General features: G+C 68.5%; 20 protein-coding genes and 5 pseudogenes. 11 read left to right on the top strand and 14 right to left on the bottom strand.

Going from position 1 to position 25,711, the window contains the following annotated elements; translation table 11 throughout:
* From A3IC_RS0149400 to A3IC_RS73980, 5 genes and pseudogenes are all read right to left on the bottom strand, one after another.
* Positions 1-280 (bottom strand): IS3 family transposase (locus tag A3IC_RS0149400; protein WP_040878567.1); only part of this gene is annotated, 280 nt, incomplete at its 3' end.
* A gap of 1,205 nt (positions 281-1,485) precedes the next feature.
* Positions 1,486-1,743 (bottom strand): hypothetical protein, encoded by a 258-nt coding sequence (locus tag A3IC_RS0149390; protein WP_026219653.1) that lies wholly within the window; start codon positions 1,741-1,743, stop codon positions 1,486-1,488.
* 247 nt (positions 1,744-1,990) lie between these two features.
* Positions 1,991-2,203 (bottom strand): annotated as a pseudogene (locus A3IC_RS72195) (Helicase associated domain protein); the annotation flags it as partial.
* 322 nt (positions 2,204-2,525) lie between these two features.
* A pseudogene (locus A3IC_RS73985) lies at positions 2,526-2,813 on the bottom strand (helicase associated domain-containing protein); the annotation flags it as partial.
* Positions 2,814-3,283: 470 nt separating this feature from the next.
* Positions 3,284-3,913, bottom strand: a pseudogene (locus tag A3IC_RS73980) (hypothetical protein); the annotation flags it as partial.
* A gap of 1,056 nt (positions 3,914-4,969) precedes the next feature.
* Between A3IC_RS73980 and A3IC_RS61120 the strand changes: the two are divergent.
* A pseudogene (locus A3IC_RS61120) lies at positions 4,970-5,335 on the top strand (4-hydroxy-2-oxovalerate aldolase); the annotation flags it as partial.
* A 201-nt stretch (positions 5,336-5,536) separates the two neighbouring features.
* On the opposite strand, the gene A3IC_RS61115 reads toward A3IC_RS61120, so the two are convergent.
* Positions 5,537-6,400 (bottom strand): helix-turn-helix transcriptional regulator, encoded by an 864-nt coding sequence (locus tag A3IC_RS61115; RefSeq protein WP_040878801.1) that lies wholly within the window; start codon positions 6,398-6,400, stop codon positions 5,537-5,539.
* 410 nt (positions 6,401-6,810) lie between these two features.
* Between A3IC_RS61115 and A3IC_RS63720 the strand changes: the two genes are divergently transcribed.
* The 6 genes from A3IC_RS63720 (at position 6,811) to A3IC_RS0149345 (ending at position 14,417) form a co-directional block, all read left to right on the top strand.
* On the top strand, positions 6,811-8,106 hold the full coding sequence (locus A3IC_RS63720; protein WP_079027201.1) for an aromatic ring-hydroxylating oxygenase subunit alpha: 1,296 nt from the start codon (positions 6,811-6,813) through the stop codon (positions 8,104-8,106).
* Positions 8,099-8,635, top strand: a complete 537-nt coding sequence (locus A3IC_RS63715; protein WP_020557450.1) for an aromatic-ring-hydroxylating dioxygenase subunit beta — start codon at positions 8,099-8,101, stop codon at positions 8,633-8,635. Before A3IC_RS63720 ends, A3IC_RS63715 begins: the two co-directional genes overlap by 8 nt.
* Positions 8,636-8,656: 21 nt before the next feature.
* Positions 8,657-9,532 (top strand): VOC family protein, encoded by an 876-nt coding sequence (locus tag A3IC_RS0149360; RefSeq protein WP_020557449.1) that lies wholly within the window; start codon positions 8,657-8,659, stop codon positions 9,530-9,532.
* A 50-nt stretch (positions 9,533-9,582) separates the two neighbouring features.
* The gene (locus tag A3IC_RS0149355; protein WP_020557448.1) at positions 9,583-10,449 is read left to right on the top strand and encodes an alpha/beta fold hydrolase; all 867 of its coding nucleotides are present in this window, start codon (positions 9,583-9,585) and stop codon (positions 10,447-10,449) included.
* Between the two features lie 785 nt (positions 10,450-11,234).
* A complete protein-coding gene (locus A3IC_RS0149350; protein WP_020557446.1) occupies positions 11,235-12,164 on the top strand; it encodes a PDR/VanB family oxidoreductase in 930 nt (309 codons plus the stop codon).
* Between the two features lie 1,116 nt (positions 12,165-13,280).
* The gene (locus tag A3IC_RS0149345) at positions 13,281-14,417 is read left to right on the top strand and encodes a site-2 protease family protein (RefSeq protein ID WP_020557445.1); all 1,137 of its coding nucleotides are present in this window, start codon (positions 13,281-13,283) and stop codon (positions 14,415-14,417) included.
* Here A3IC_RS0149345 and A3IC_RS66500 read toward each other — a convergent pair.
* Both A3IC_RS66500 and A3IC_RS69555 read right to left on the bottom strand, forming a co-directional pair.
* Positions 14,386-14,731 (bottom strand): annotated as a pseudogene (locus tag A3IC_RS66500) (hydantoinase B/oxoprolinase family protein); the annotation flags it as partial. The gene A3IC_RS0149345 and the pseudogene A3IC_RS66500 sit on opposite strands and share 32 nt — an antisense overlap.
* 117 nt (positions 14,732-14,848) lie before the next feature.
* Positions 14,849-15,313: a hypothetical protein gene (locus A3IC_RS69555; RefSeq protein ID WP_158696422.1), complete on the bottom strand. Its 465-nt coding sequence runs from the start codon at positions 15,311-15,313 to the stop codon at positions 14,849-14,851.
* Between the two features lie 336 nt (positions 15,314-15,649).
* Here A3IC_RS69555 and A3IC_RS0149340 point away from each other — a divergent pair, with 336 nt between their 5' ends.
* The gene (locus tag A3IC_RS0149340; protein ID WP_245599982.1) at positions 15,650-15,916 is read left to right on the top strand and encodes a hypothetical protein; all 267 of its coding nucleotides are present in this window, start codon (positions 15,650-15,652) and stop codon (positions 15,914-15,916) included.
* Positions 15,906-16,829: an MvdC/MvdD family ATP grasp protein gene (locus A3IC_RS0149335; protein ID WP_245599981.1), complete on the top strand. Its 924-nt coding sequence runs from the start codon at positions 15,906-15,908 to the stop codon at positions 16,827-16,829. Before A3IC_RS0149340 ends, A3IC_RS0149335 begins: the two co-directional genes overlap by 11 nt.
* Here the strand turns inward: A3IC_RS0149335 and A3IC_RS0149330 are convergent.
* Genes A3IC_RS0149330 through A3IC_RS0149310 form a run of 5 tightly spaced genes read right to left on the bottom strand, consistent with a single transcriptional unit; the run spans position 16,826 to position 23,510 of the window.
* Positions 16,826-18,478: a CocE/NonD family hydrolase gene (locus A3IC_RS0149330; protein ID WP_020557442.1), complete on the bottom strand. Its 1,653-nt coding sequence runs from the start codon at positions 18,476-18,478 to the stop codon at positions 16,826-16,828. The genes A3IC_RS0149335 and A3IC_RS0149330 overlap by 4 nt on opposite strands.
* Positions 18,475-19,491 (bottom strand): dipeptidase, encoded by a 1,017-nt coding sequence (locus A3IC_RS0149325; protein ID WP_020557441.1) that lies wholly within the window; start codon positions 19,489-19,491, stop codon positions 18,475-18,477. Before A3IC_RS0149325 ends, A3IC_RS0149330 begins: the two co-directional genes overlap by 4 nt.
* The gene (locus tag A3IC_RS0149320) at positions 19,488-20,816 is read right to left on the bottom strand and encodes a M14 family zinc carboxypeptidase (protein ID WP_020557440.1); all 1,329 of its coding nucleotides are present in this window, start codon (positions 20,814-20,816) and stop codon (positions 19,488-19,490) included. Before A3IC_RS0149320 ends, A3IC_RS0149325 begins: the two co-directional genes overlap by 4 nt.
* A 26-nt stretch (positions 20,817-20,842) precedes the next feature.
* Entirely contained in the window at positions 20,843-22,264 is a 1,422-nt protein-coding gene (locus tag A3IC_RS61095) for an MFS transporter (RefSeq protein ID WP_079027199.1), read from the bottom strand.
* A 22-nt stretch (positions 22,265-22,286) separates the two neighbouring features.
* On the bottom strand, positions 22,287-23,510 hold the full coding sequence (locus A3IC_RS0149310) for an NAD(P)/FAD-dependent oxidoreductase (protein WP_020557438.1): 1,224 nt from the start codon (positions 23,508-23,510) through the stop codon (positions 22,287-22,289).
* Between the two features lie 102 nt (positions 23,511-23,612).
* Between A3IC_RS0149310 and A3IC_RS0149305 the strand changes: the two genes are divergently transcribed.
* Together A3IC_RS0149305 and A3IC_RS0149300 are read left to right on the top strand one after the other, a co-directional pair.
* Positions 23,613-24,527 carry an ornithine cyclodeaminase family protein gene (locus A3IC_RS0149305; protein ID WP_020557437.1) on the top strand — a complete coding sequence of 305 codons (915 nt, stop codon included), beginning with the start codon at positions 23,613-23,615 and terminating at the stop codon, positions 24,525-24,527.
* Between the two features lie 74 nt (positions 24,528-24,601).
* Positions 24,602-25,276 (top strand): GntR family transcriptional regulator, encoded by a 675-nt coding sequence (locus tag A3IC_RS0149300; protein WP_020557436.1) that lies wholly within the window; start codon positions 24,602-24,604, stop codon positions 25,274-25,276.
* A gap of 188 nt (positions 25,277-25,464) precedes the next feature.
* Here the strand turns inward: A3IC_RS0149300 and A3IC_RS0149295 are convergent.
* A partial coding sequence (locus tag A3IC_RS0149295; RefSeq protein ID WP_020557435.1) for a transposase occupies positions 25,465-25,711 on the bottom strand: 247 nt, incomplete at its 5' end.

Below are 25,711 nucleotides of genomic sequence, written 5' to 3'. Positions count from 1 at the left end.
TGGCCCGCTTGAGGACTTCCACGTCCTGGCGCAGCCGCTGATTCTCCCGCCGCAACGCGGCCAACTCCTCGCGTTCGCCACCGGTCAGACCGTCGCGCTCCCCGGCGTCGACCTCGGCCCGCACGACCCAGTCGCGCACCGCGGTCTCGGTGAGATCGAAATCCTTCGCGACCTGACCGACCGAACGATCACCGCGCCGACACAGCTCGACGATCTCGGCCTTGAACTCCGACGTGAACGAGCGGCGAGGCCGAGGCTTCTTCTTCCCCATGCGCTCCATGATGGACATCCTCCCAAGAGGGGCAAACCCCTCAGACAGGGTGTCCGTCAAACCGAACCAGGCTCAGATGCGCGTGTACGCGACCACCCTCGAGCAGCTCGCCGAGCACGGCCCCGCCCACCGCCCGATCCGGACCGCCATCATGTGACCCGCGCGGACAAGGGGTGAATCGGGGCGCGTCCCCGGGGGTGCATCGAGCCGACGCGCTCCCGGGGACGAACAGGCTGGTCAACCCCTTGTCGCGCGGCTGCGACCACGCCGACACCTCTACTCGCATCCTTCGGTGCGGGGAGACGTCCTTCCTTTCTCGCCCACCCGAGGCCCTGCCGAGGCATCGACGAAACAACGGCTCGTCTCCTCACCCGTTCCTCCCGGCGGCGCAGGCCCCGGCGGCGCGGCGCGACGGGCGGGCGGCGGGCGCGCCGCGGGCGGGGCGCCTCACGAGAGGTCGAATATTTGAAACCCGCGGGGGCGGCCCCGCCCGTCCGGCTCGATCCACCGCCACGCCGGGGTCCGAAGACCACCCCGGATCGCCCGCCCGGTCACCCGGCTCGGTGATCGGGCGGGAGAGATCCTCTTCTCCTTGTCCGAGCCGGGTAGTACCTTTCCCGGTCCGTTGATCTTGGGAGGTACCCGATATGTGGGTGATCCAAGAATTCACCAACGACGAAGGCGTCACCTGCCGGGCCGTGATGACCGAGGAGGCCGCAGAGCGCCCCGACGAGGAACACCGCGCGATGTACCGCAGCCTCCTCGCCACCCACCGCCCGCCCGACCCCGCGATGGCACCCGTCAACCACACCCTCAGCACCAACCTGAACGCCTTCGTCCTCGAACGCCTCGAAGGACTCCACACCCCCCGGCCGACACGTCGGCCTCAACGACCTCGTCCCCGGACTCCTGCGCCCGGACCTGGACCCGCGGTTGATGGCCACCATGGACCGCCTGTTCGACCGGCAGATCGAGATCATCGCCGACCGGATCCGGAGGGGCGAGACGTGACGACCCGTCCACGGGCCGCCGGCCTTCCCCTCCGCCGACGCTCGTGAGACGCGGAGAAGGCGTCGACCGCACAGGTGGTCGACGCCTTCCCCTTCGTTCCCAGCACGTTCGCGGCCCGCAAAGCCGTCGACGGCGCGTGTGTGGACCTCGCGGCCCGGGTGCGCCGCCAACGCCCGCGCGGCCTCGACGCGCCGGCCTGCTGCTCAGCCTTGCAGGGTGCCTCGGTAGCCGACCGGTCCTTCTCCCGGGAACTGGGCTGTTCCCTGGAACCGGTCGCCATCGAAGAAGGTGATGTTGCCGGCGCCGTCGGGCCCGCTCCAGGTGACGCTGGTCCCGGGGGCCGGGGCACCGTCCGCGGGCACGACCGACTTGCGGCCGGCGAGGTTGAGGGTGAGGTCCTTGTCGGCCGTCCAGTTGCCCTGCGGGCCACCCCACTGGATCTCGGTTTCGTACGTGGCCATGATGATTTCCCTTTCGCTGTCGTGTCCGTCGGCGGATCCCGTTCGGTCCGGGCGCCGCGGAAACGGGGTACCCCGATGGGCGAGCCACGCACGGTTGTTCACCCGTTGGGCGGCAACGACACGACCCCACGCCGATCCGACCACGCGAATCGCCCCCGATCCGGATCACCACGCGCTCCGACCGAACGTGACACAACACCCCACCCGACCCCAATCCCCGAACTCCCATCCAACGCATGTCGAGTGCGGAGAGCGCGTCGAGCCGGTCCGGCGCAAAGGTGGCGCGTCGTTGTCGTGCGTTGGCGAGGGCGACGCCGAGTTTGACCTGGTGTGCCTCGCCGCCGTGTTCGACGGTCTCGACGTGCTTGCGCGGCACCGTCAGATGCCCCTCCCGCTCCCGGAACGCGGCCGCCGCGGCGAGGGTGAGCGTCCACCGGTCCGCCCTCGCCGCCGACGCCACCGCAGCGGGCGGCGCGGTCTGCTCGGTGACATCGACACCCACCCGCAAGCGCCGCCCGCTGCGCCGGCGTCAGACTTCCCGCGCTGCGTCGTTGCCGTTGGAGCCATGCTCCGACGTCCTCGCCGCCGACGGTGTGTCCGGGGACCAGGTCGTCGATGCGGCCGCCGGCCTCCACATGGAGGCGTACCGCGGCGTGCATGCGCTGCCAGTCCAGCGGCCACCGCTTGGCGGGGTCGTCGCGTCCGGTGGGGTTCCAGTCGGGGTCGATCGCGGCCAGTCGTGCCCAGCGTTCGCGCCACCGTTCGGGGTTCCTGCGTGTCTCCAACGGTCGGCGGCAGTTGGCGAGGAACTGCCCGACGGGGTAGCCGTTGATGGCGGCGGGTTTGGGTGCGGCGAGGTGGCCGTGGCTGGCGAAGTAGGCGCGGCTTATGGCCAGTCCGTCCTCGAAGGCGGTGTCGTCGGTGTTCCACACCATCCCCAGCGCCTCGAGCAGCTCGATCCGGTGCGGGGTGATCGATCCGGCCCGGGCCCGTCGCTGGTAGCCGACCCATTGCCCGATCGGGTAGGACGTCCCGGTCTCGGTGTCGTAGTCGATGCTCTCCAGCGGCACGCGCAGTGGCCATGGGCCGTGTGCCGGCGTTTTGCGGCGTGGTAGCCGCGCCGCCAGTCCCGCCGTTCCGGGTTGATCACGCGCAGGTTGATGAAGTCGCGCAGCAGCGTGGGGTCGCGGTCGGTCATGAACCGGACGAGGAACCGCTCTTCGACACCGGCGTCGTCCTGGTCGCCGTCACCGGGCTCGATGTCGTCCCGGTCCTCGGTGTGCTCGCCGTCGTCGGCGGTTCGGCGGTCGGTGTCGTCGACGTCGATCGCCCGCGCCCAGGGTTTGGGTCCGCTGGGTGCGGGTGTGGCGAGCATGTCCAGGATGCGGGCGTCGTGGGCGGCCAGGGCGTGGAGGGTGCGGATGAGGGGGTGGTAGCTGTCGGAGACGAGGATGTCGTCGGGTCGTTCCCCGGGTGCGAGGAAGACGGGGACGATGATGGTGGCGGTGCGTCCCTCGCCCGGATGTTGGCGGAGGGCGCGGCCGATGGCCTGGACGATGTCGACGATGCTGAATTTGGGGTCCATGAAGGCGACCGCTTGGGCGCGCAGGTCGACGCCTTCGGCCAGGACGCGGACGTTGCTGAGGATTGCCCTGCGGGCGATGGTGCCGTCGGTGTCGGCGCGTTCGACGAACCGAGCCAGGACGTCGCGCCGGTGGTCGGTGGGGTGTTCGCCGCTCAACCAGTCGGCCCACACGTGCGCGGGGTGACGCTCCGGGTCGTCCTGGTGCAGGCGTGCGGCGACGTCGGGCAGGCTTGCGGCGCAGGCTTGGGCTTCGAGGGTGCGGGAGTGGTAGGCGATGACGGTGTCGAGGTCGTCGTCGGCTGCGGCGCGTAGGAGTGCGGTCTGCAGCGCGACCAGGCGCGCGGCCCGGTACTGCTCGACCTCTTCGATGCCGCGCCGGCCGAGGCCTCGGTTGAGGTCGCTGCCGGTGGCCCGCGCGAGCTCCTGGACCTCCGGGTCGGTGATCTCGACGACGACCACCCTGGGCAGCGTCCCGACCCGATTCCGAGAGTGGGACCGGGCCGGTGCGAACGGTGTTGTCGGGCCGGCTTCCGCAGGCCGCGGGCCCGATCGCCGGGAACCGGCGTCGGTGGACGTCGCGGACATTGCGGACCGGGTCCGCGCGGCGGCGGCCGCCCGCGCTCTCGCGCACCCGACCACCACGCGGCGGTGACTGCGGTGGTCTGTGAGCGGGTGCTTGCACGCCACCGGCGCCGGTATACGGAGAACCACCCGAACCGTGGGCGCGTGCCCGTCCGACCGTGCGGCCCGGAGTTGCCGCCCTCCGAGTGCGGGGTGTTCGCGGTGGAGCGGTCCGGATGTGGCCGACACGGCGATTCTCGGCCGTTCGTGAGCATTTCACCGCATCACGGAATGGCCCGGTTCTGCGGTGGACGCGAGGAGCCCCCGCTCGGTCGCGAACTCCTCGGGGCAGGCGCGGGTTCGCCCGCGTTCGCAAGGCGCTGTGTCGTTGCCCGGCCGTCTCGCGTCGGGTCGGTGACCCCGACTGCTCGCAGGAGGCCGTGTGTCCACCATCTCGGAGCGGCGCATCCCGTTGTCGCGCGAGGGACGGGCCGTTCCGGCCGGTGTCCGATCGGATGCGCGTTCGGCGGCGCCGGTTGCGCCGGTTGCGGCGGAGCCCGGCGGCGAACGTCCCGAATCCCTCCTGCACGCCGCGGCCTGCCGCGGGCGGCTCGTCCGGAACGCGCGCCCGGATCACGGCCCGTGCGGTCTCGTCCCGTTCGACGCTGCATCCACCGATCCGGGGCCGCCACGGCGGCGGGCCCGGGAGAATGCGAGGCGATCATCATGCGCAAGTCCCCGGCGGGGCGGCCGATCCGGGGCGCGGCGCGATGGCTCGCGGTCACGGTACTGGCGGTGGCCGGGGCGCTCGTCCCCGCGTCACCGGCCCACGCGGCCTCCACCACGACGTGCACCGGGACCTCGTCGGTCGCCTACTCCCCGGCCCTGACCAACACCCCACAGACCGTGAGCTACAGCGAGAGCGACACCTACACATGCTCCTCCACGGATCCCACCCTGACCGCGGGCACCTCGTCGACGAACGTCACGCTGCCCGGTGCCTCCTGCGTCGGCGGCGGCGTCTTCCCGCCGTCCGCCTACACGATCTCGTGGAACAACGGGCGGTCCAGCACCGTGACGATGACCGTCACCGACGCGTCCCTGGCCGGCCAGGGCGCGGGCGCGGGCAACTGCCCCATCGAACCATTCGTCGCGGTGGCCGACCTCAACGGCTGGAAGCACGGCTGCGATCTCTTCGCCCTGCAGGACGCGGCCGAGGACCTGGTACGCCCCCTACAGGACCGTCCGGTCCGGGTGGACCGTGAGACCCTCACCCTGGGCTACGCAGGGGTCTACGGTTCCTTCCTCCGTCATACCGAAGCGGCGGCCGAACGTTATGGCGTCGATGTCCGCACGATCCTCGTCGAGGTCGGCAGGCGGGGCCTCGTCGGCGGCCAGGAGGACATGATCGTGGATGTCGCACTGGGGCTCGTGCAGGCGAGCTGACATCACGTACGGGACAGGAGCCGGGAGGGCAGGATCTCCCGGCCCTGTTCCATCACATCCCGCGAACCGCCCAGGGTCGGGAAGCAGGCAGCGCCGATCGGGGTCCGGGCCCGGTCGCCCCGGGCCCGGACCCCGTGGCGCGGCTTCCCACGCCATCACGAACGGCAGTTCGGCGTCCGAGAGCGTCATGCGTGTGCCAACCTACACACGCGGGGGTGCCGAGAAGCCATCGGCAACCAAGGCGGCGAGCCTCCGCTCGAGCGGCGAACCGGGTTCCACCACATGGATGAACAGGCTCAAGCCCGGGTCGTGTGTGACGTCGAGGCGCTCGTAGGGAAGCTTGAGGTCGCCGATGGTCGGATGGTTCACATGCACGTCGCCCGAGCGGTTGTGGACGATGTCGTGATCACTCCAGCGGGACCTGAACTCCGTGCTGCGCGAGTTGAGGTCGAGGATGAGCTTGGCGAGTTCGCGATCGTCGGGATGACGTGTGGCGTACCACCGAAGCGCTCCCACCGTTTCGTCGGCGACACGCTCCCACCGGCACTCGAAGGCTCGGCCGGCCGGGTTGAGGAAGATGAAGCGTGCCCGGTTGCCCCTGTCTTCGGGGTTGGTGAAGAGGGGCGCGTAGATCGCGCGGGCTTCGCGGTTCCCGGCAAGGAAATCCATGCGGTAGTTGGAGATCCACGCCGGCATCGGACTGAGCGCATCGGTGATCACCTGTAGTTCCGGGCGTATGGCATCGCCGTGGTGATCTCGTGCTCCGGCGTCCATCGGAATCTTCTCCATGGAGTGCGCGAGATCGTGGAGATGCCTGGCCTCGAGATCGTTGAGCTCGAGGGCGCGTGCGATGGCGCCCAGGACGGTCTCGGAGACACGCACTTTCCGGCCGCGCTCGAGGCGGGCGTAGTACTCGACGCTGATGCCGGCGAGCGCGGCCACCTCTTCCCGTCGGAGGCCGGGTACTCGCCGCCCGATGCCGCTCGCACCGCCGAAGCTCGTCGGGTTCACGCGTGCACGGCGGGAGCGGAGGAAACCTCCCAGGTCACTGTCTTCAGACGCCATGGCCCGAAACTGTACGCCCGGGATGGCCCGCCGAACACGTACTGCCAGTACGCGTTACTTGGATCGCGTAACGACCGGCTCTGCCACGCGGCAGGCAATTCCCCGCACACTGAAGCCACCCGGTTCCCGGTGATTCCGGTGCGGCAACCACAACCCCTCGGCGCCCGATCCGGCGAGATCCGTCCGCACACGAGATCCGGGCGCCGACCGCGATCCACGCGATCCGCAGAACGATCGAATCCATCGAATCCATCCCGGATTCTCGGCGCAAGGAAGCAGCACCGTCTTCGCCGGGCGAGATCTCGAAGTGAGCACACACGACATCAACCGCGGAATCGCTCGCGGATGCCCCGGCGAGGTTCGGACATGTGTGACAGCCCGATGCGACTGTCTCGAAAGGAGACGAACCGATGACCGCGCAGGCAGAACGTCCGACACCATCCCCGGACGAGCACACGCGCACCTCGCCCATGCTGGTACCCCGGAGGAACTACACCGATCCCGGCCTCTACGAGGAGGAGCGGGTCAAGATCTTCCGACGTACCTGGCAGCTCGTTTGCCATACCTCCGAGCTTCCCGAGGCGGGTAGTTACCGGACGGCCAGGATCGCCGGAGAACCGGTCGCGGTGTGGCGCGGCACCGATGGGGTCATTCGCGGTTTCCACAACGCGTGCACCCACCGCGGAGTCGAGGTATTCCTCGATGCCAAGGGCACGTGCCCGGGTTCGGTGAAGTGCATGTATCACGCCTGGGCTTTCAGCGACAAGGGCGACCTTGTCGGGGTGCCGTTCCCGCGGGCCTATGGTGAGGGCCTCGACAAATCCGAGTACGGCTTGACACCGGTCAAGGTCGCGGAATTCGCCGGACTCGTTTTTGCCGCCATCGACCCGGCCGTCGAGAACTTCGAGGACTACCTGGGCGAAGCGGGGCGGTACCTCCGGGAGTTCATGACCGGTACCGAGGTCATCGGCCGCGCCCGATGGGACTACCCGGGCAATTGGAAGCTCTGGACCGACAACTTCCGGGACAACTATCACCCGCAGTTCCTGCACCGCATGATCGCCGACGGCCGCGGCGGCATGCAACCCGGCAGGAATTACGAACTGGCAAGCGGCCACTCGATGTTGACGTTCCCGGCCTACGGCGGCTTCAACATCGAGAAGTACGCCGCCGGCCTCTCCGCCGAGCTGGGCGAGAGCCTCACGCTGACGGTCGAGGACTCCGCCAGTCGCGGCCATACCGCTCAGGAACAGGAAGCCCGACTCGCGGCATGGGAGCGGGACGTCCGTCACGGCAACACGATCTTCGCGGTCTTCCCGAACTTCGACCTGCAGTACGACGCGGACGGCAGCAGCATCTTCCTGGAGGTGGCGACTCCCTTCGGCCTGGACAGCACGGTCGTGGAGCTCATCATCATGGGCAAGGTCGGAGAGTCGGCGGCGGAGCGCAAGCGCCGCCTGGAGACCGGCGCCGATTCCCAGGGCTCCTGGGGCAAGATCACCGCCGACGACCTCGAGGCGGCGGTACGAGCCCAGAGCGGACTGCAGGGCACCAGCCTCGCGACCTCCCACATGGGCCGCGGTCTCAAGCCGGGCAAGGTCGGCGACAAGTTCGACGAGTACTCGCTGCGGTGCTTCCACAAGCTCTGGAATTCCTACATCAACGAAGAGCCCATCGTGTTGGAGAAGGGGTTCGTCCATGAGTGAGCAGCAGGTATTCGAGCACGAGGTCGTGCAGCCGCAGACGGTGCCGACCAGTGGCACGCGTACATACGACCCGGTCCTGATGGAGCGGGTGCGTGCGTTCTATGCCGACTGGGCGGCGTGCCTGGACAAGGACCGATACCGCGACTGGCTGGGGCTCTTCCACCAGGACGCCGAGTACTCCGTGACGGATCGGGAGAACACCGACACGGGCCTGTACCTGACGAAGGAGCGAGGGATCGTCGCGCTTCGGGTCCGTGCGGCCTACCTCTCCGGGTACTGGCGCATGCGGCGCAAGCCCCGAGTCCATCTGATCGGCAATCTGCGCGTCTTCGTCGAGAGCGACGGCACTCTCAACGTGAAGGCGAGTGTGGTGTTGGTTCGCACCGGCCTCGACGGACACTCCCGGATCCACGCCGCCGGTACGTACGACGACCTTTTGGCCCAGAAGGGCGAGGGCTTCGAGATTCTCCGCCATGCGGTGGTGCTCGACGCCGATGTGCAGCCCTATGACATGACCGACATCGTCTGATCGTTCGATAGGGGACACGTCATGAAACAGGACCGATATATTCGCGCGCTCGGTTACGTCGGATTCACCAGTGCCCGACTCGAGGACTGGCGAACGTTCGGCACCGGCATTCTCGGACTCCAGGACGTATCCACGGCCGACGCGGCGGAGACGGAACTGCGCCTGCGCATGGACGAGCGCTCGTGGCGGATCGCCGTCGCGGCAGGCGCCGAGGAGGGGCTCGCGTACCTCGGCTGGGAGACCGCGTCACACGACGCACTCGCGACGCTGGTCGACCATCTCACGGCGCACGGCTTCGACGTGGTCGAGGAGACGCCGACGTCGGCTCGGCAGCGTGGGGTCGCGGAGCTTTACAGCAGCCACGATCCGGACGGCAACCGGATGGAGTTCTACTGGGGCCCGAGCGCCGATCCGGATCCGTTCCACTCACCCGCGGGAGTCGAGTTCGTCGCCGGCGCGCTCGGGGTGGGCCACATTGTGCTCCGCACCGTCGAGTTCGATGCCTGCAACGAGTTCTACCGCAACGTCCTCGGATTCGGGCTCAGTGACTACCTGATCATGCCGCCGCGACTGATCAACTTTCTGCACGTCAACGAGCGCCATCACAGCCTCGCCCTGATCCAGGGTGACCCTGCGGCGCCCTCGGTCAGCCACCTGATGCTCGAGCCGACGCACGTCGACATGGTCGGCCGAGCGATGGATCGCGTACACGCCTCGGGTGCCAAGCCTTCGGTCGGACTCGGTCGGCACGTCAACGACCGGATGATCTCCTGCTACCTCGAGACGCCGTCCGGCTTCAGGCTCGAGTACGGCGCCGGCGGTCTGCTGATCGACCCCGCGACGCATATTTCCACCAACCACACCGGCGACAAGGTGTGGGGACACCAGCGTTACTGACCGACTCGGCGGGTCGATCGCCGAATTCTCGCAGTAAGGGAGGCGGACCGATGTCCGCGAACAGCATCTGGAACGACCTCGTCGGTGCCTCGGTCGGGTACCGAGGCAAGGCGTTCAAGACCCGTGTCATCGAGGCCGGCGAGGGGGAGCCGCTCATCCTCATGCACGGGAACGGCGGCCACGCCGAGGCGTACAGCCGCAACATCATGCGGCTGAGCAAGCATTTCCACGTCATTGCCATCGACCTGCTGTGGCACGGCTTCTCCTCGGGCCGACCTTTCACCACCGAGATGGTGCCGACCTACGCCGAACAGGTCGTCGACCTGATGGACTCGATCGGCGCCGACACCGCCCACCTCGAGGGCGAGTCGTTGGGTGGCTGGGTGAGCATGTGGATGGCACTGCACCACCCCGACCGCGTCGGAAGGATCATCCTCAACACGACCGCCGGTGCCGTGGTCGAGGAAGGGCACATCACGCCCGAGCAGCTCGCGGCCGGCGACAACCTTCGGGAGCGCTCGCTCGCCGCGATCGACAACCCGACCCGCGAGACGGTCCGCAAACGGCTCGAGTGGCTGATGGCCGAGCCGGAGCGCGTCACCGAGGAACTCGTCACACTGCGGCGGTTCTTCTACCGGCGCCCCGAGACCCGCGAGGGCCTTGTCAACGTGGTGCGGAACAGCTTCCGGTCCGACTCCCCACACCGCATCACCCCGCAGATGCTCGGCCGGATCCGACAGCCGACCCTGGTGCTCTGGAGCGACCACAACCCCGGCACCGGCCCGGAGTTCGGCCGCAGGCTCGCCTCACTCATCCCCGATGCGCGGTACTCCTGCATCGCGGACGCCGGCCACTGGCCGCAGTGGGAGAAGCCCGAGGAGCACGACTCGGTCGTCACCGAGTTCCTTCGCGCCTGACCACCGCATTCGACCATCGACCGGACTTGACCGAGGCTGCGGATATGTCGTCGGCCGAGGAGAACACGTTGCCGACCCGGACCGGTCCGGACACGCCGATGGGGCAATGTCTGCGCCGCCAACCGATCCGGGCGCCGATGGTAGGACGGTTCGGGTGCGACGAGAGCAGCGCCACGGCCGGGAGTTCGACGTGGCCGGCGAAGCCGAGTTGTAGCGGCCGGATTGGCGCAGGGGCCCGCGGCAGGACTTCGGGGCGATGAGGACTGATCTGCCCGCCGAGGCGCATGCCCCTGTTGAAAGACCGGACCGCCGGGAATGGATCCGGCCACGCACCACGTCCGGTCGTACGCGACGGCACTCCGAAGGGACGAGCCGGTGGGTGGAGGCACGGGTGCCGCTGCCGCTCCAGCCGTCGGAGCCCGAGGCGTCCATGGGTGATGGAGCTGAACGAACTGATCGGCTGGGACAACACTCTCGCGCGGGAAGCGGCTCCCCGAGGCGTTACCGCCGACGACGTGGCGCCGGGCAGAATCGACACTCACCGCATCCGTCGGCCGGATGCTTCCTGCGCGGAGCGTGAGGCAATCTCCGCAGACGCTGCCGCCGCCGGGCGAGCATCGCCTCCATCCCGGTGGACCGCTACGGAGATCCCACCGAGTACGCCGCGGCGGTTGCCCTTCCGGCGAGTCCGCGCACGGGCCGTATCACCGACACCGCATTGCGTGTCGACGGCGGCTTGATCCCGTCGATGTGACCTTCTGAGCAGGGAAGCGGAGGAAAAGTTCATGCAGTTGTTGGTGAGACAGGTCCGATGGGAGGCCGCGGGGGTCGTCTCCCTCATCCTGGTGGATCCGATCGGGAAGGACCTGCCCGGATGGAGACCGGGGGCCCACATCGACCTGACGGTCGGCGACGGGGCGGTCCGGCAGTATTCGCTGTGCGGTGACCCGGACGACCGGAAGTCTTATCGCATCGGCGTCCTGCGGGAGGCCGACGGCCGAGGCGGTTCCCGGTTCATCCACGACCGGTTGCGCGTCGGCGCACTGATCGACGTAGCGGGTCCTCGCAACCATTTCCCGTTCGACCCGCCTTCCCGCATCCGCTTCGTGGCCGGCGGCATCGGCATCACCCCGCTGATACCGATGATTCGGGAAGCGGAGGCCCGGGGGCTGGACTGGAGGCTGACCTACGGCGGCCGCAGTCGGGTCTCGATGGCGTTCCTCGACGAGCTCGACCCTTCGCGGGTGCATGTGCATCCCGCCGACGAGGCCGGGCCGATCGACCTCGACACGGCACTCGGCGACCCCCGCCAAGACACCGCGATCTACACCTGCGGCCCGGCCCCGCTCCTCGACGCCCTCGAGGAGCGGGCCTCCTCCTGGCCGCAGGGCGCGCTCCACCTGGAGCGCTTCTCGGCTCCGCCTGCCGCCGCGCCCGTAGCCGGCGACGTACCGTTCGAGGTCGTGGCCAAGCGCAGCGGTGTCACGGTGACCGTGCCCGCCGACGGGACCATCCTCAAGGCGCTCGAAGACGCCGGCGTGAGCACGCTGAGCTCCTGCTCGGAAGGGATATGCGGGGCTTGCGAGACGCTCGTGGTGGACGGCAAGCCCGATCACCGCGATCACGTTCTCGGAGAAGAGGAAAAAGCAAGTGGCGAGTACATCATGATTTGCGTCTCGCGGGCCTGTACCAGACGGATCGTCCTCGACATCTGAGTTCGAATCAATCGGTTGCTCCGTCCCGGCTGCTTTGAAAGCTCTTGTCGATTGATCATGTGTTGACCAGTGGATTTGCAGGATCTGTGATTTTGGATCTTGGCTGCGTGGCCTGGGTTTTGCTGTCTTGTTCGGCTTTGTCTGGCCTGTGGCCTGTGGTTTTGCGGGATCCGGGACGGATGTTCAGTTCCGTTGGTGTGAGCGTGCGGTGTGGTGTCAGCGGGTTTGGTGACAGCGCTTCCGGTTTCGGTTTCCCCTTGTTGAGCTGGGCTTTGTCCGGCCGGCCGGGTGATCTTGGCTGTCATGGGATGACGAAATGGCTGTCATGGTCTGCGAGATGGGGCCGGCACAGCCGTGATCCGGCTGTCGTGGGGATGCACATTCCTAGGTCCATCGGCCGCGAAGGCGGGTGTGCCGGCGGTATGAGTGCCCCATCGCGTCCGCCGTCGGTGTCTTCGGCTCCGGGCAGGTCCCGCACGCCGTCGCCTGCCGCCGCCGCCGCACAAGCGTCGTCCCTCGCGTCCGTGTCCCAGGGCCGGGCCCAGGCACGCCGGATGGTGGTGGGCCGTCTTCTCGTCCTGGACGAGATGAAGATCGACGACGGGCGGGTACAACGCAACCGGGTCGCCTACGACGGGGCCACATTCGCGCGCCAAGTCGGGCTGTTGCCGCGGACCGGGTCGGGCCCGACCGAGCGCTGCCGGCGGCATTCAACCGGAAGACCCGTCTTGCCCAGTGGTGGCGGGTCCGCAGTCGGGCCACCCCATCACGCTGACTACTCCGGGTCATCTCTTTCGACGGAGATGCGCCCACCGGCCGCGTCCGGTCACCGATCGGGCCCACCGTGGACTCGCGAAACGGCCTCCCGCGCTTCCCGTTTCATCGCCTGGCCACTCCTCGTGACACTGCAAAGGAGGGCGTCCGCAGGGGTCGGGTGGGCCGTTCGGCCCTGTTCCCTCTTCCGGAAGGTGCGGTTCAATCGAATCGGCCGAGGAGGACGGGGAGGCGGAGCGGCACCGCGCACCGCACGATCAGTACCCGCCGGCGCTGGGTATTGCTTTCCGTCTCCGATGACGCGGTGCGTCCTGTTGGCCGCGTACGACGAAGGAGAGCACGGTGCGGGCGACATTCCCACTGGGGCGGCTCGCCGGGGTCCGGATCGGCGTGCACTGGAGCGTACTGGTCATCTTCGCGGCGATCACGGTCGGGCTCGCGCGTACCCGTCTTCCCCACGCCCAATCCGGATACTCGCAGGTGGTTTATTGGGCGGTCGGTGTAATCACCGCCGTGGCGTTCCTTGCGTCCTTGTTGGCCCACGAGTTGGCGCACGCCGTGGTCGCCCGGCGGAACGGGATCGAGGTGGAGGACATCGTTCTGTGGCTGCTCGGGGGCGTGTCCCGACTCAAAGGGGAGGCATCCACGCCCGCCGTCGAGCTGCGGATCGCGGGCGTCGGTCCGCTGGTCAGCCTCATTCTGGGCGTGTTCTTCGGCCTCGCCGCGTGGCTGCTAAACACGGTCTCCGGCGCGAATCCGATGGTCGAGGCGTTGGTCTGGCTCGCGGTTGTCAACGTCCTGCTGGCGTTGTTCAACTCCATTCCCGCCGCCCCGCTCGACGGCGGCCGACTGCTGCGTGCGCTGTTGTGGTGGCGCACGGGCAACAGACTGCGCGCGACAACCGGAGCCGCCGCGGCGGGCCGGGGATTCGGCTGGATCCTGGTTTTCCTTGGCCTGTTTCTGGCCGTATACGGCGATACGTTCGGTGGACTGTGGCTGGCACTGATCGGCTGGTTCCTCATCGCGGCCTCGACGGTGGAGGGACGCCAAGCCCAGCTACGGGAGACTCTCTCCGGGATTCCGGTGCGCAACGCCATGTCGCGGGAGCCTGTCACGGTATCCGAGCGACTCACGGTCGCCGAGTTCTTGCGAGGCACGCGGTACCGGCACTCGGCGTTCCCGGTGACCGACGACGCCGAGACCCCGGTCGGATTGATGACGCTGCGTGCCGCACAACACGTGCCGGAAACCGATCGGGACTCGGTCACGGTGGGTCGGATCATGCTGCCGATGTCTCGGGTGGCCGTCGCCGCTCCGGACGATCCGTTGTCCGACCTGCTGGTCCGGCTGGAGCCCGGCCCCGAGCACCGGATCCTGGTCGTCGACGGCACCCGGCTCGTCGGAATCCTCGCCGCGTCGGACGTCAGCCGGACGGTGACCTGGCTCATCACGACCGATCCGCGGCGACGCGAGCGTTGACCGAAGAGGGCGTCGGAAGAGGCTCCCGCGTTCGACAGGGCCCGTATCCGCCCCCGCCGGGTGTTTTCGATCACGAGGACGTCGTCGGGCCACACGTCGACGAAATCGCAGCCGGCCATCGGCACGGTGCTTCCGTCCGCTCGTTCGACGCGGTTGGTACCCAGAGCGCCCGGTGCCACGCCGGCCATGCGGTACGGCGGCACCCGACGATGACCCGACAAGGTGCTCACGGTCATCGCCTCTCGGAAGCGGATCCTGCGTACGGCGCCGTCGCCGCCGCGCCACTGTCCCGCACCACCGCTGCCGTGCCTGACCTCGCGCCTTCATGGAGTGGGGCGTCTGACATGCGGTCAGGAAAGCGAAAAGCGCTCCTGACCTGCAACGATGGGACTTCTCTAGGATCCTGTCGGCTGCATGGAAAGAAGCACTTCTCAGGTGAAGAAGGATAGCGGGTCGCATCCGCGTGTCCGGGTCGAGTCCGGTGGTTCCGGGATCGTCTCGCAGGCCGGCGGGGTGTTGCTAGTGCTGTCGCGTGGTGGCCCCGTCCGCCAGCCGGTGGCGGATGGCGGGTGGGCCACGACCGCAGGAGTGCGGCGACGGAGTGAGCGCCATGCGACGTAGCTCGTCGACGGGGGCTCGGCACGAAGCACCTGGACGTCGCCGTCATCGGTGGTGAACCAGCGGCTGTACATGCGGCTGAGGCTGTCGACGATCGCGCAACCCTGCCTCTTCTTTTCGGTCTCGCCGAGCGCTTCTTCATCCGGGACGAATGGCGTGACGACGTAATCGACGGCGACGAGGCGCCCATGTGTATTGCGTTGAGCCTGCTCATCGGTCTGCCATGGGCCGTACATGCTGCGGAATATCGCCAGGTGTTGTTCTTCCAGAACGGTCACGACACCCCCGCGCAGGTGAGCTCCACGGTCGCCACCTGCAACTGGACGCGGGTATCGCCGTCGCCCGGGCCCGACTTGACCGGTTGGCCGTCGGAGAGGCGAAGACGCAGATGGAGCGTTCGGGGGCGGCGGCGGGAGCCCGCGACTCGGACCCGCGAGCGCCCGTGAACGGGTCGCCGCGCGTGTCTTCCTCGCTCCTCTTGTGGTGGCGGTGCGTCGGTGTGCATGCTCGAGGCGTCATCACCGTGCGGGGTGGGGGCGGCCGTGGCCGATACCGGGGCACGTGAACACCAAACTGTGGGCTTGGCGTTGGGCGCGCCGGAGTCGCGTCTGCCGGTGAATCCGTCGGGGGCGGAGCCGTTGCCGGACCTGTCGGATCGACAAGGTCCGGTGCCGTTCGCGTTCCGGTTCCTGGTCCCGGTCACCGGTACCGGCGGTATCCTCCCCGCCGACGTCGGCTACGACGAGGACGCGCAGACCGGCGTGTACGAGGACCTCCCGCCCGGCGTCTACATGACGAAGAACCCGCCCAAGACGTACGGCCCCACCCAGCCGTCGGGCCAGATGGACGCCCCGGACGACCCCGGCACCAGTGACGATTGAACCCGGCAACCCACCCACACCCCCGCCGCCGTCCCCGTCCCCGTCGCTGCGCCGCGAGGGCCGTGTCCTGGTCCTGTCGGGTCGTTTCGATCCGACGGCGGACTTGGTGGTGGAGGAGTTGAATCGGCGCGCGGTGCCGCTGTTCCGCGCGGATCTGGCGGAGTTCCCGCTGGAGTTGTCCCTGGCCGCGTCGTTCGACGGCACGGCATGGTCCGGGAAATTGCGCAACGACCGGCGCGAACTCGACCTCGCCGCGGTGCGCTCGGTCTACTACCGCCGTCCGACCCGGCCGCGTTTCCCGGCCGCCATGTCGGCGCCGGTGCGGCGGGTCGCGGAGCGCGAGGCCCGCCTGGGCTTCGGCGGACTCCTTGCCGCGCTGCCCTGTCGTTGGCTGCCGCCTCCGGGTCGGGCGGCGGACGCCGAGTACAAGCCGCTGCAGCTGCGGGTGGCGGCCGAGTGCGGTCTGACGGTCCCGCGCACGCTGATCACCAACGACCCGGCGGCCGCGCGGGCGTTCGCGGCCGGGGTGGCGGGCCCGGTGGTGTACAAGCCGTTCGGCCTGGTCCGCGGCGTGGTCGACGGTGCCTCCGTCGCGGTGTACGCGAGCGTCGTCGACCCCGCCGCGCTGGACGATCCGGCGATCGCCACCACCGCGCACCTGTTCCAGGCCGCGGTCCCCAAGGCGTACGAGTGTCGGCTCACGGTGGTGGCGGGCAGGGTGTTCGCGGCCGAGATCCACGCCGGCTCCGACGCGGCCCGGGTCGACTGGCGGCGCGACTACGACAGCCTCGCCTACAAGGTCTGCGACCCGCCTCCGGAGGTGACCCGGGGTGTCCTGGAAACCGTCGGCCCCGCACGTCAGCAGGCAGGCCACGTCGGGCTCATTGCCAGGTGCCGAAGACCGACCGGTTAGGGGATCACCGGCAGGATCAGGCGGGAGGGATGCGCCGGGCTGTGCCGGATCTCGTTGTGCGCCACCCGCAGTTCGGTGCCGTGGACGATCGATCCGCCGGTGTTCTGGTTCCGGTCGTACTTCGGGAAGGCACTCGACGAGATCTCCAGTCCGACGCTGTGCGTGACGGCGAACTCGTGCGCGGTGCTCCACATGTCGATCTCGATGCGATACACCTCGCCCGGCCGCAGAGCGAGCTCCGTGGCGAAGCCCTCCCGGTAGCGTGCGCGGACGATCCCGTCGCAGATGCGGCGCCGGACACCGTCGGGTCCGACGTCGACGAGCTTCGCGGTGAAGTCGGTGTCGGGGGCATCGCTGCCGACGAACAGCTCGGCGCGGACCGGACCGATTACCGTCAGCGGCTCCCCGAGCGGCGGTCCGAGGTAGACGAGAACATCGTCACGATCTTCGACCTCGGCGTAATCGTCGGGGCCGCCGATCTGCATCGACGTCTGCTCGGTGAGGAACGGCACCGGATCGGCCGGGTCGTACCGGTAGGTGTCCGCCGGCTCCTCCGACGCCGGGGCCTTAGGGGTCAATCGCCCGCCGCCGCCACGGGTGTTGGCGTCACCCGCGCTGTGCAGGTACAGCGACGTCCACACGGTTTCCGGCAGCGGCCATTCATCGGCGTCGCGCCATTCCCCGCGTCCCATCAGGAACAACCGTGCTCGTGCTTCCCGGTCCACGCCGTTGTCGACACCCCGCAGATGGTGATCCAGGAACCGCACCTCGAGTTCGGTCACATCGACGTCCTCGGCATGGTCACCGAAGTCGACGTCACCGATCCTCCGGCCGCCCGCGCGGCCGGCGTCGTGCCCCCAGGGGCCCATCACCAATCGTTGCGCGCGCCGCGTCGCCTCCGTGGGTGCCTTCGCGATCATCGCCGCGAAGTTCCGCAGCGTTCCTGGTTGGACGTCGTCGTACCAGCCGGTGACGTGCAGCGCCGGTACGTCCACTTCGGACAGTTTCGGCTGGTAGACGAGCGGAGCCCAGTACTCGGTGTCGCCGGGGGCATGTCCGATGTCCGCCCGCCAGTTGGCGCTGACGAACCCGGCGGCCTCGTCCATGGTGTACAGCGGGAGATGGCTGTAGACGGCGCCCCAATCGAATCCGGCCACGTTCTGCATGGCGCGACGGTCGACCATCCGGTACCAGCAGACCTCCTGCGGAACCCGGGTTCCGGTCGGGAAGTCCACGAAAGGATCCGAGGGGGTCGCGTAGGCGACGATCGCGCGCAGATGCGGCGGCTTCTCCAGCGCGGTCAGCCATTGGGCGTGGCCGGAGTAGGAACCACCCCAGCTCGCGACGTTGCCATCGCACCAGTCCTGAGCGGCCACCCACTCGATCACGTCATAGCCATCCGGGCCTTCGTTCCGGTACGGCTCGAACACGCCGTCCGAATCGCCGCGGCCGCGGACATCGTAGATCACGACCGCGTAGCCCCGCGCCGCCAGGAGTTCTGTCTGCGCGGGCCGCCTCGGGTCGTTCTTGCCGTAAGGCGTGCCGAGAACGATCGCAGGCGCCGGGGCGTCACCGGCCGGCCCGTAACGGTCGGCCGCGAGAGTAACGCCGTCACGCAGCGGGACCGTCAGGTTGTACAGGTTCTTCACGTGAGCTCCCTGAGCACTCGGAACAGGTTCCCGCCGACGATCTTGGCCACGACGGGCTCGGCCAAGCCGTGCCTGACGAGCGCCTCGGTGACCAGCGGCATGCCGGCAGGTCCTTCGAGGCCGGGTACCAAGGTCTCCGCGTCGACACCTTCGATCATGAGCGGCCGGTCGCAGGAGGGGATCTTCTCGTCGAACAACTCGGCGACGAAGTCACTGCCGAGACCGACATGGTCTTCCCCCGCGATGGCGATCACGTGAGCGATGTGCTCCACCAGGTGCTCGATCGTGGGTTTCGCATCGGTGAGGAAGCCGGCGAAGAAGTTGACACAGACGATCCCGCCGGTCGCCGCGATCCCGCGCACCTGCTCGTCGGTGAGGTTGCGGTGATGCGGGTACACCGCGTCGGCACAGGAATGGGTGGCGATCACCGGTTTGGTGGCCAGCTCGAGAATGTGCTCGACACTCGCCCTGCCGACGTGCGAGACGTCGATCAGCAGCCCGAGTTCTTCCAGCAGGCCGACCGCTTCGACCCCGGCGCGGGTGAGCCTGCCCCCGGTGGCGTTCTCGGCCGAGCCGTCGGCGAGCATCGTGCGCCCGTAGTGGGTGAAGGATGCCATCCGTACACCGAGCCGGTGCAGGGTCTGGAAGAGTTCGATGTCGTCGTCCACCTGGGGACAGCCTTCCAACGCCGGCACCAGCGCGATGCGACCGGACGCGACTGCCGCGGAGACCTCGTCGCCCGTCCGGCACAGGGCGACGACATCGGCATTGCCCTCGGCCAGCCGGTGCGCGGCCTCGATCATCCGCAACGTCTCCCGCAGCGCGCCCTCCGGCCGGAACTCGTCGTCGATGAACACCGGCAGAACCTGGATGTCGATCCCGCCGCCCCGCAGCTGCGGATACCAGCGCTCGCGGAAGTAGGAAGCCCAGATCTCTCGTGGACGGCGTGCGACGAGCACCAGGAGATCGTTGTGGGCGTCACCGACGATCACCTCGTCATGGAAGCCGGTCACCCCGCCTCCTGCAGAATCCTCCGCAGGGCGACCAGCCCGGCGCCCACCTGGACGGCGACCACGTCCCGCAGCGGAAAGGGATTCCCCTCCGATACCGTGCCCGCGGCGTGGCAGGCCTGGTCGAACAACTCATCGGCTTTCCGGACGGTCGCCCGGAGGGCCGGTGTGTGGTTACCGGTGGCGAGTTCGGCCCGCAGCAGCCGTCGCAGCTGCCCGAGACCGCGCATTCGGATCACGATCGGGGTTATCGCGCCGACGAAGGCTTCGCCGACCGCGGCGGGCCGCTCGTGCATCGCTTCGGCCGCGGCCCGCATTCCTTGCCCCAGCGGGGGGCCGAGCCGGACCAGTGACTCGACCGAGGTCGTGAGGGGAGATCCGCTGCGCAGCGCTGGGCGGACCGCCGCCATCAGATCGGCGAGCAGGTCCGATGATTCGGCCACCTCCGTGGCCGCCTGACCGAACACCTCGCCTACCGTCCGGCCGGAATCGGTTTCGTCCGCCGCACACGGGTCGTTCCACATCGGAATCTCGGCGACCAGGGTGGTGGTCCCGTACCGGGCGGCCCAGTGCCCGCTGGTTCCGCCGAGTTCGGCGATCCCGCCATCGATCAGCTCCGCGGGCGGGTAGAGGTAGACCCCCTTGCCGGGGCTGTCGAGCCCCGCCACGGCGGCGGAGTCCATCGCAAGGGGAACGGCACTCTGGCCGGTGAAGGCCAGCAGATCCTCGGCGAGCCCCGGTACGTCATGGTCGAGGACGTAGAAGACGCCACCGAAATCGCAGTTGTGCAGCGAGTACTGGAACACCGGACGCAGGTCTTCCAGGATCCGCATCACCGCTTGGGTTTCCGGCAACGGCCTGTCGTAGTAACCATTCTCGGAGAGGTTGGGGAAGGTGTAGTCGACGTCGTCCACCGGCGCCGGGCGGTACAAGTGCTCGTGATAGTCCCGAATGGAGCGTGGGCCGGCGAACCACCCTTCGTTCATCCTGGCGGCGTCGGGGTTGGCCCAGGGCAGGAAATGCCACGTCAGGTCGTCGCGCAGTTCGGCGTGCTCGGTCACGAGCCGGGACAGATGGCTGACCGTCAGAGCGCCGAACGGCTCGTTCGCGTGCGGGCCACCCAGGATCAGGACGTTCCGCTCACCGTGTCCGATCGACAGGACACGGAGCGGATCACCGAGACGGCTCGTCCCGTAACGCCGCCATCGGCACAGGTCCCCGTTCGAGGCCGCCAGCGTTTCGAGGTCGCCGATCAGGCCGTCGACGGTGGGGATCTCGGTCCAGTCCGGGATCGTGGTGAGGTATCGCGTGATGTCGTCGGGAATCATGGGTCTCCTATCCATTGCGGAGTATTTCAGCCGGCCAGGACGACATCGTCCTGATCTGTCCTCTTGATCTTCGCCGGTAGTGCCCAGCTCAGTACGACGGCGACCAGGCCGATCGCCGCACTGAGAAGGAACGCGGTCCGGAAATCGCCCCAGCTCGGGATCGGGGTGCCTCCCGCGGCGAGAACGCTCGCGCCGACTTGAGCGCCCAGCGCACCGCCGACGGCCTTGATCACGAAGATCACGCCGGTGAGGCTCGCGGTCCGTTCAACCGGGACCGTGGCGACCACGATGTTCATCGCCTGAGTCATGCCGAGGCCGGTACCGGCGCCGGCAACGGCGGTCGCCACGAAGATCACCCACGGTTCGCCCGCGCCGAGGAGCACGGCGCTGGCCCCGGCGAGGGCCCCGGTTCCCAGCACCATCACCGCCCTGGAGCCGATCCGGCGCTCAAGCCGTCCGGTCAGCGGGGCGGCGACGGTCCCGACCAGCCCGAGAGGCACCAGGCAAAGACCTGTCAGGGTGGCCGTTGCGCCAAGACCGTACCCGGTTTCGGCCGGAAGCTGGACCAACATCGGGACCAGCACGAAGACCGCGAAACTGCTGAAGCCGACCGCGAACGACACGGCAGAGACCAGCGTCACCGACCTTCCGGCGAGTATTCGCAGGTCGACCAGAGGCTTCTCGGTCCGCAGTTCGACCGCGACGAACACGGCGAGCAGGACGAGCGAAGTCGCGGTGAGACCCAGGACCTCAAGAGATACCCAGCCCCACCTCGAACTTCCGGTGATCGCCACGAGCAGGGCGGCGAGGCCACCGCCGAGCAACACCGCACCGGTGAAGTCGACCCTGCCTGTTTCGCCCGGCGGGCACGGCGGGACGACGAACCACGCGACGGCGAACGTGATGACGAGGAGTACGAAAGGCAGCCAGAAGAGCCACGTGTAGGGCATCCTCGCCACGATCGGCCCGGCTGCGAGGAGTCCGACGGCCGTCGACAACGCCGCGACCCCGATGATCAGGCCGTTCGCGGACTTCACCCGCTCGGGCGACTGGGTGTCACGGATCATCCCGATGGCCAGCGGAATCAGTCCCAGTCCGGCTCCTTGCAGAAGCTGGCCGACGGTCAGGACCCAGACCGACGTCGCCAGTGCGGCGACCAGCGTTCCGGCGCAGACGATGGCCAGTACCGCGAGCAGGACCCGGCGCTTGTCGCGGATGTCGGCCAGTCGGCCGATGACCGGAGCGGCGACCGCCCCGGCGAGCAGGACACCGGTGAACACCCACGCGATCGCCGGGGTCGAGGCGCCGACGGCCTGCTGGATGAGTGGCAACGCGGGAGCCAGCATGGTTTCCAGTGCTTGGTAAGCGAAAATACCGAGGACCAGGACGGCGAGGACGAGCCGGGCACGGGCAGGAGAAGGAGAAGGAGAAGGAGAAGGAGCGGTCATGGCAGAACCTCCGGTGGGAAGGTCACAGAGAACGGGACGACGTACCGACACTGCCTTTCTGCGTGGGCGCCAGAAGCCGCGCGACGATCCGGCCGGTGGCCGGGGCGAGAGTCAGACCGAGCGTGCCGTGGCCGGTGGCTACGACGACGTTGCCCGAGTCACCCCCGAAGCGACGGATCACGGGCAACCCGCTCGGGGTCATGGGGCGCGCGCCGCGCCATGCGGTTCCGTCCGCGGTGATCCGACGCACTGCGGGTAGCGCGCGTTCGGCCACAGCGCGAAGCCTCGCGATGGCTTCCGCCTTGGGTGCCCCCGGCGGCCCACCGAATTCCATGCCGCCGGTGAGGCGGAGCCGGCCGGGTGTGGAAGTGAGGATCACGTGGTCGTCCGCGCACATCAGTGCGTGGTCGAGCAGCCGATTCGGAGCGGGAAGCGTCAGGCTCCAGCCGTAACCGGCTTCGACCTTCAGCCGGAGGCCGAACAGCCGCCCGACTGCGGCACTGTCCGCGCCGGCGGCGAGCACGAAGGCCCTGGCACGAACAGGTCCTCCGGTGGTTTCGATCGCGTCCGCCCGACGATCCCGCATCCGGACCCCCACCACACGGTCGGTGCGCACGACCGCGCCACTCCTCACGGCGGCCGCCAGGACTGCGTTCGTCACGGCTGCGGGGTCGAGGGCTCGATCGTCGGGGAATCGAACAGCGCCGGCGAATCCGTCGGCCATCCCCGGTTCGGCGTTCGCGAGGGCGGCGGCATCGAGCACCTCATGCCGGATTCCCAGCCCTGCCAGCCGCGAAGCGGCCTTCCGTTCGGCCTGCCAGATCGCCGGATCGCGGGCAACGTGCAGGAAACCGGACGAATGCGAGCACACTTCGAGGTCGTTGAGGAGATCGTCGTAGAGCCTCATACTCGCGGCGGCGAGTTCACCAAGCCGTCGCGCGTCGCGCATGGCGCGTCCCGGCCGGGAAGCCACTGCGAAGCGCCCGAGCCACAGCAGGGTGCGCAGAGACAACGGACGACTCAGGGTGGCGGCCGGATCGGCGCCCCACAACGACCGGACCCCTGCCAGCAGAACACCGGGGTTGGACATGGGCAGGCTGTAGCTCGGCACGACGAGGCCGGCGTTCCCCGCCGACGCACCACGCCCCGGAGCCGGCTCCACCACCACGACGTCGGCACCGGAACGTGCGAGGTAGTAGGCGGCCGCGCTGCCGATGACCCCGCCGCCCACGATGGCGACGTCCACTTGATTCGAACCCATTCTCACCTCACTTGGCGTTGCCGTAAGGTGTAATACCTTACACTTCGGGTGTCAAGCCTTAGCAGGTCCACGACGAGAGGAGAAACGATGACGACCACGTCAGAGGAGGTACTGAGCGCGGAGGACGTCCGGCGCCAGGTGCCGATGCGTCGTGCGATCGACGCCGTGCGCGAGGTTCTGCTCGAGGTCGCCGCCGGCTCGTTCGTCCTCCCACCGCGACTGGCCTTGGGCGACGGCCGGGTCCTGGTGATGACGGCGTTCCACCAACCGACCGGAACCGCGGCCGTGAAAGCGCTCGAAGTCCGACTCGACCGCATGCCTGCGATCATCGGCACCGTGACCTGGATGGGCGCCAACGGCCGCATCATCGCCGACGCCTCGGCGATCACCACCCTGCGGACCGGTGCGATCGCCGGTGTGGCCACCGACGCGCTCGCTCCCCGCGACGCGTCCGTGATGACCTTGTTCGGCGCCGGAGCCCAGGCCCCGGACCAGGTCCGGGCCGTGCACACTGTCCGGCCGCTGACCGCGTTGACCGTGTTCGACCGGGACCGCCCCCGCGCCGAGAAACTCCTGTCCGAGCTGGAAGGCGAACTGCCCGGGGTACACCTGCGGAGTGCCGGTGACGTCACGACTGCCTTGACCGACGTCGAGATCGTCTCGTGTGCGACCTCGTCGAGTACTCCCCTGTTCCCGGCAGATGCCCTGCCGGCTCGAGTACATGTCAACGCGATCGGCTCGTTCCGGCCGACGATGCGCGAACTGCCGGACGAGTTGCTCGCGACCGCGGACCTGGTCGTCGTCGAACAGATCGAGGCGGCCACCGACGAAGCCGGCGAGATCATCCACGCGCTCGAGACCGGCACACTCACCCGTCACCGGATCCACGAGCTGGCCGGGATACTCGAAACCGCACCGGAGACCACCGGGCGAACGGTCTTCAAAACCGTGGGAATCGCCGCTCAGGACTGGGCCGTCGCCCGCCTTTTGAGCAAGACCTGAACGCGATACCTTATACCTCGGATAGCGCCGCGGCGGCTGGGTTTCGCGCGGCTTCGACGACCAAGGGGTCCACTATGTCCCGTCCCGGCACCACGGTCACACCCGGCACCGGGCTGCGGCGGCAAAGCCTTCGCGACGACGCCGGCCAGGTGATCCGCGCCCAGATCGTGGCGGGTGAAATCCGTCCCGGGACGCTGTACGCGATCGGCCAGATGGCCGAACAGCTGCAGGTGTCGATCACCCCGGTACGGGAAGCACTGCTCGATCTGGCCAAGGAAGGCCTGATCGAAATGGTGCGCAACCGGGGCTTCCGGATCCGCGTCCTGACCGAAGCCGATCTCGATCAGATCATCCAGATCCGGTTGATGCTCGAAGTCTCCGCCGTCCGCGAGATCGCCGCTCGCGGACTTGTCGACGACTTCGCTCCCCTGCGCGATCTGGCCGCGCGCACCGAAGAGGCCGCGCTGGCCGGGGACTGGGTCGGCTTCCTCGGTACCGACCGGGAACTCCACCTCACCCTGCTCGGCCACCTGGGCAATCCCCGGCTGGTCGACATCGTCGGCCAGCTACGCGACCAAGGCCGCCTGTACGGCCTGAACCACGTCGCGGGCACCCAGGACTTCCTCGAGTCCACACAGGAACACGACGCGTTGCTCGACGCTGTCGAGGCCGGAAAAGCGGACGAGGCCGCCGAACTGATGAGCACACACCTCAAACACGCTCGCGGGATCTGGGCCGGTGTCGTGTAGTCAACCCCTCTACCGCGCCGTCCGCGCTCATCCGCACGTCGTGCCGCACCATCCTGCAACCACTTACCCCCACCCAACCATGGCGATTACCGACGCCAACACGGCGGCACGTCTCATCAGACTCACTTTCCTGGGGAGTATCAGGAATTAGGCTCTGTCTCACATTCGGTGGTAGCTCTCCGTGGTGGTCATGGGAGGAGGATGCGGCGGCGGAGGAGGTGGAATCCTGCCCGTCCGTGCATTTGCCGCATGATGCGTTTCGTACGGGTGTTGACGCCTTCGGTGCGTCCGTTGTGGTGCGGCAGGGTGAGGGCCGCGTTGACGGCGGCGCGGTCGAGTTCAAGGCCGTTCGCGAAGCCGTGCAGCTGCGGGAGGTTGGACGTGCGGACGGCGGCGATCCACGTCGTGAGTCTGGTGTCGTTCCCTCCTTTAGGG

It is taken from the genome of Embleya scabrispora DSM 41855 (assembly GCF_000372745.1).
Classification (GTDB): domain Bacteria; phylum Actinomycetota; class Actinomycetes; order Streptomycetales; family Streptomycetaceae; genus Embleya; species Embleya scabrispora.
Note: the sequence above shows the minus strand (reverse complement) of the source record. Positions and strands in the feature narration are given on the sequence as shown.

What these genes read in the sequence shown, in the direction of transcription:
- A3IC_RS61115 (WP_040878801.1), bottom strand. Translation starts at nt 6,400, where the DNA reads ATGGCGTCTGAAGACAGTGACCTGGGAGGTTTCCTCCGCTCCCGCCGT.
- A3IC_RS63720 (WP_079027201.1), top strand. Translation starts at nt 6,811, where the DNA reads ATGACCGCGCAGGCAGAACGTCCGACACCATCCCCGGACGAGCACACG.
- A3IC_RS0149320 (WP_020557440.1), bottom strand. Translation starts at nt 20,816, where the DNA reads ATGATTCCCGACGACATCACGCGATACCTCACCACGATCCCGGACTGG.
- A3IC_RS0149350 (WP_020557446.1), top strand. Translation starts at nt 11,235, where the DNA reads ATGCAGTTGTTGGTGAGACAGGTCCGATGGGAGGCCGCGGGGGTCGTC.
- A3IC_RS0149305 (WP_020557437.1), top strand. Translation starts at nt 23,613, where the DNA reads ATGACGACCACGTCAGAGGAGGTACTGAGCGCGGAGGACGTCCGGCGC.
- A3IC_RS63715 (WP_020557450.1), top strand. Translation starts at nt 8,099, where the DNA reads ATGAGTGAGCAGCAGGTATTCGAGCACGAGGTCGTGCAGCCGCAGACG.
- A3IC_RS0149355 (WP_020557448.1), top strand. Translation starts at nt 9,583, where the DNA reads ATGTCCGCGAACAGCATCTGGAACGACCTCGTCGGTGCCTCGGTCGGG.
- A3IC_RS0149390 (WP_026219653.1), bottom strand. Translation starts at nt 1,743, where the DNA reads ATGGCCACGTACGAAACCGAGATCCAGTGGGGTGGCCCGCAGGGCAAC.
- A3IC_RS61095 (WP_079027199.1), bottom strand. Translation starts at nt 22,264, where the DNA reads ATGACCGCTCCTTCTCCTTCTCCTTCTCCTTCTCCTGCCCGTGCCCGG.
- A3IC_RS0149300 (WP_020557436.1), top strand. Translation starts at nt 24,602, where the DNA reads ATGTCCCGTCCCGGCACCACGGTCACACCCGGCACCGGGCTGCGGCGG.
- A3IC_RS0149360 (WP_020557449.1), top strand. Translation starts at nt 8,657, where the DNA reads ATGAAACAGGACCGATATATTCGCGCGCTCGGTTACGTCGGATTCACC.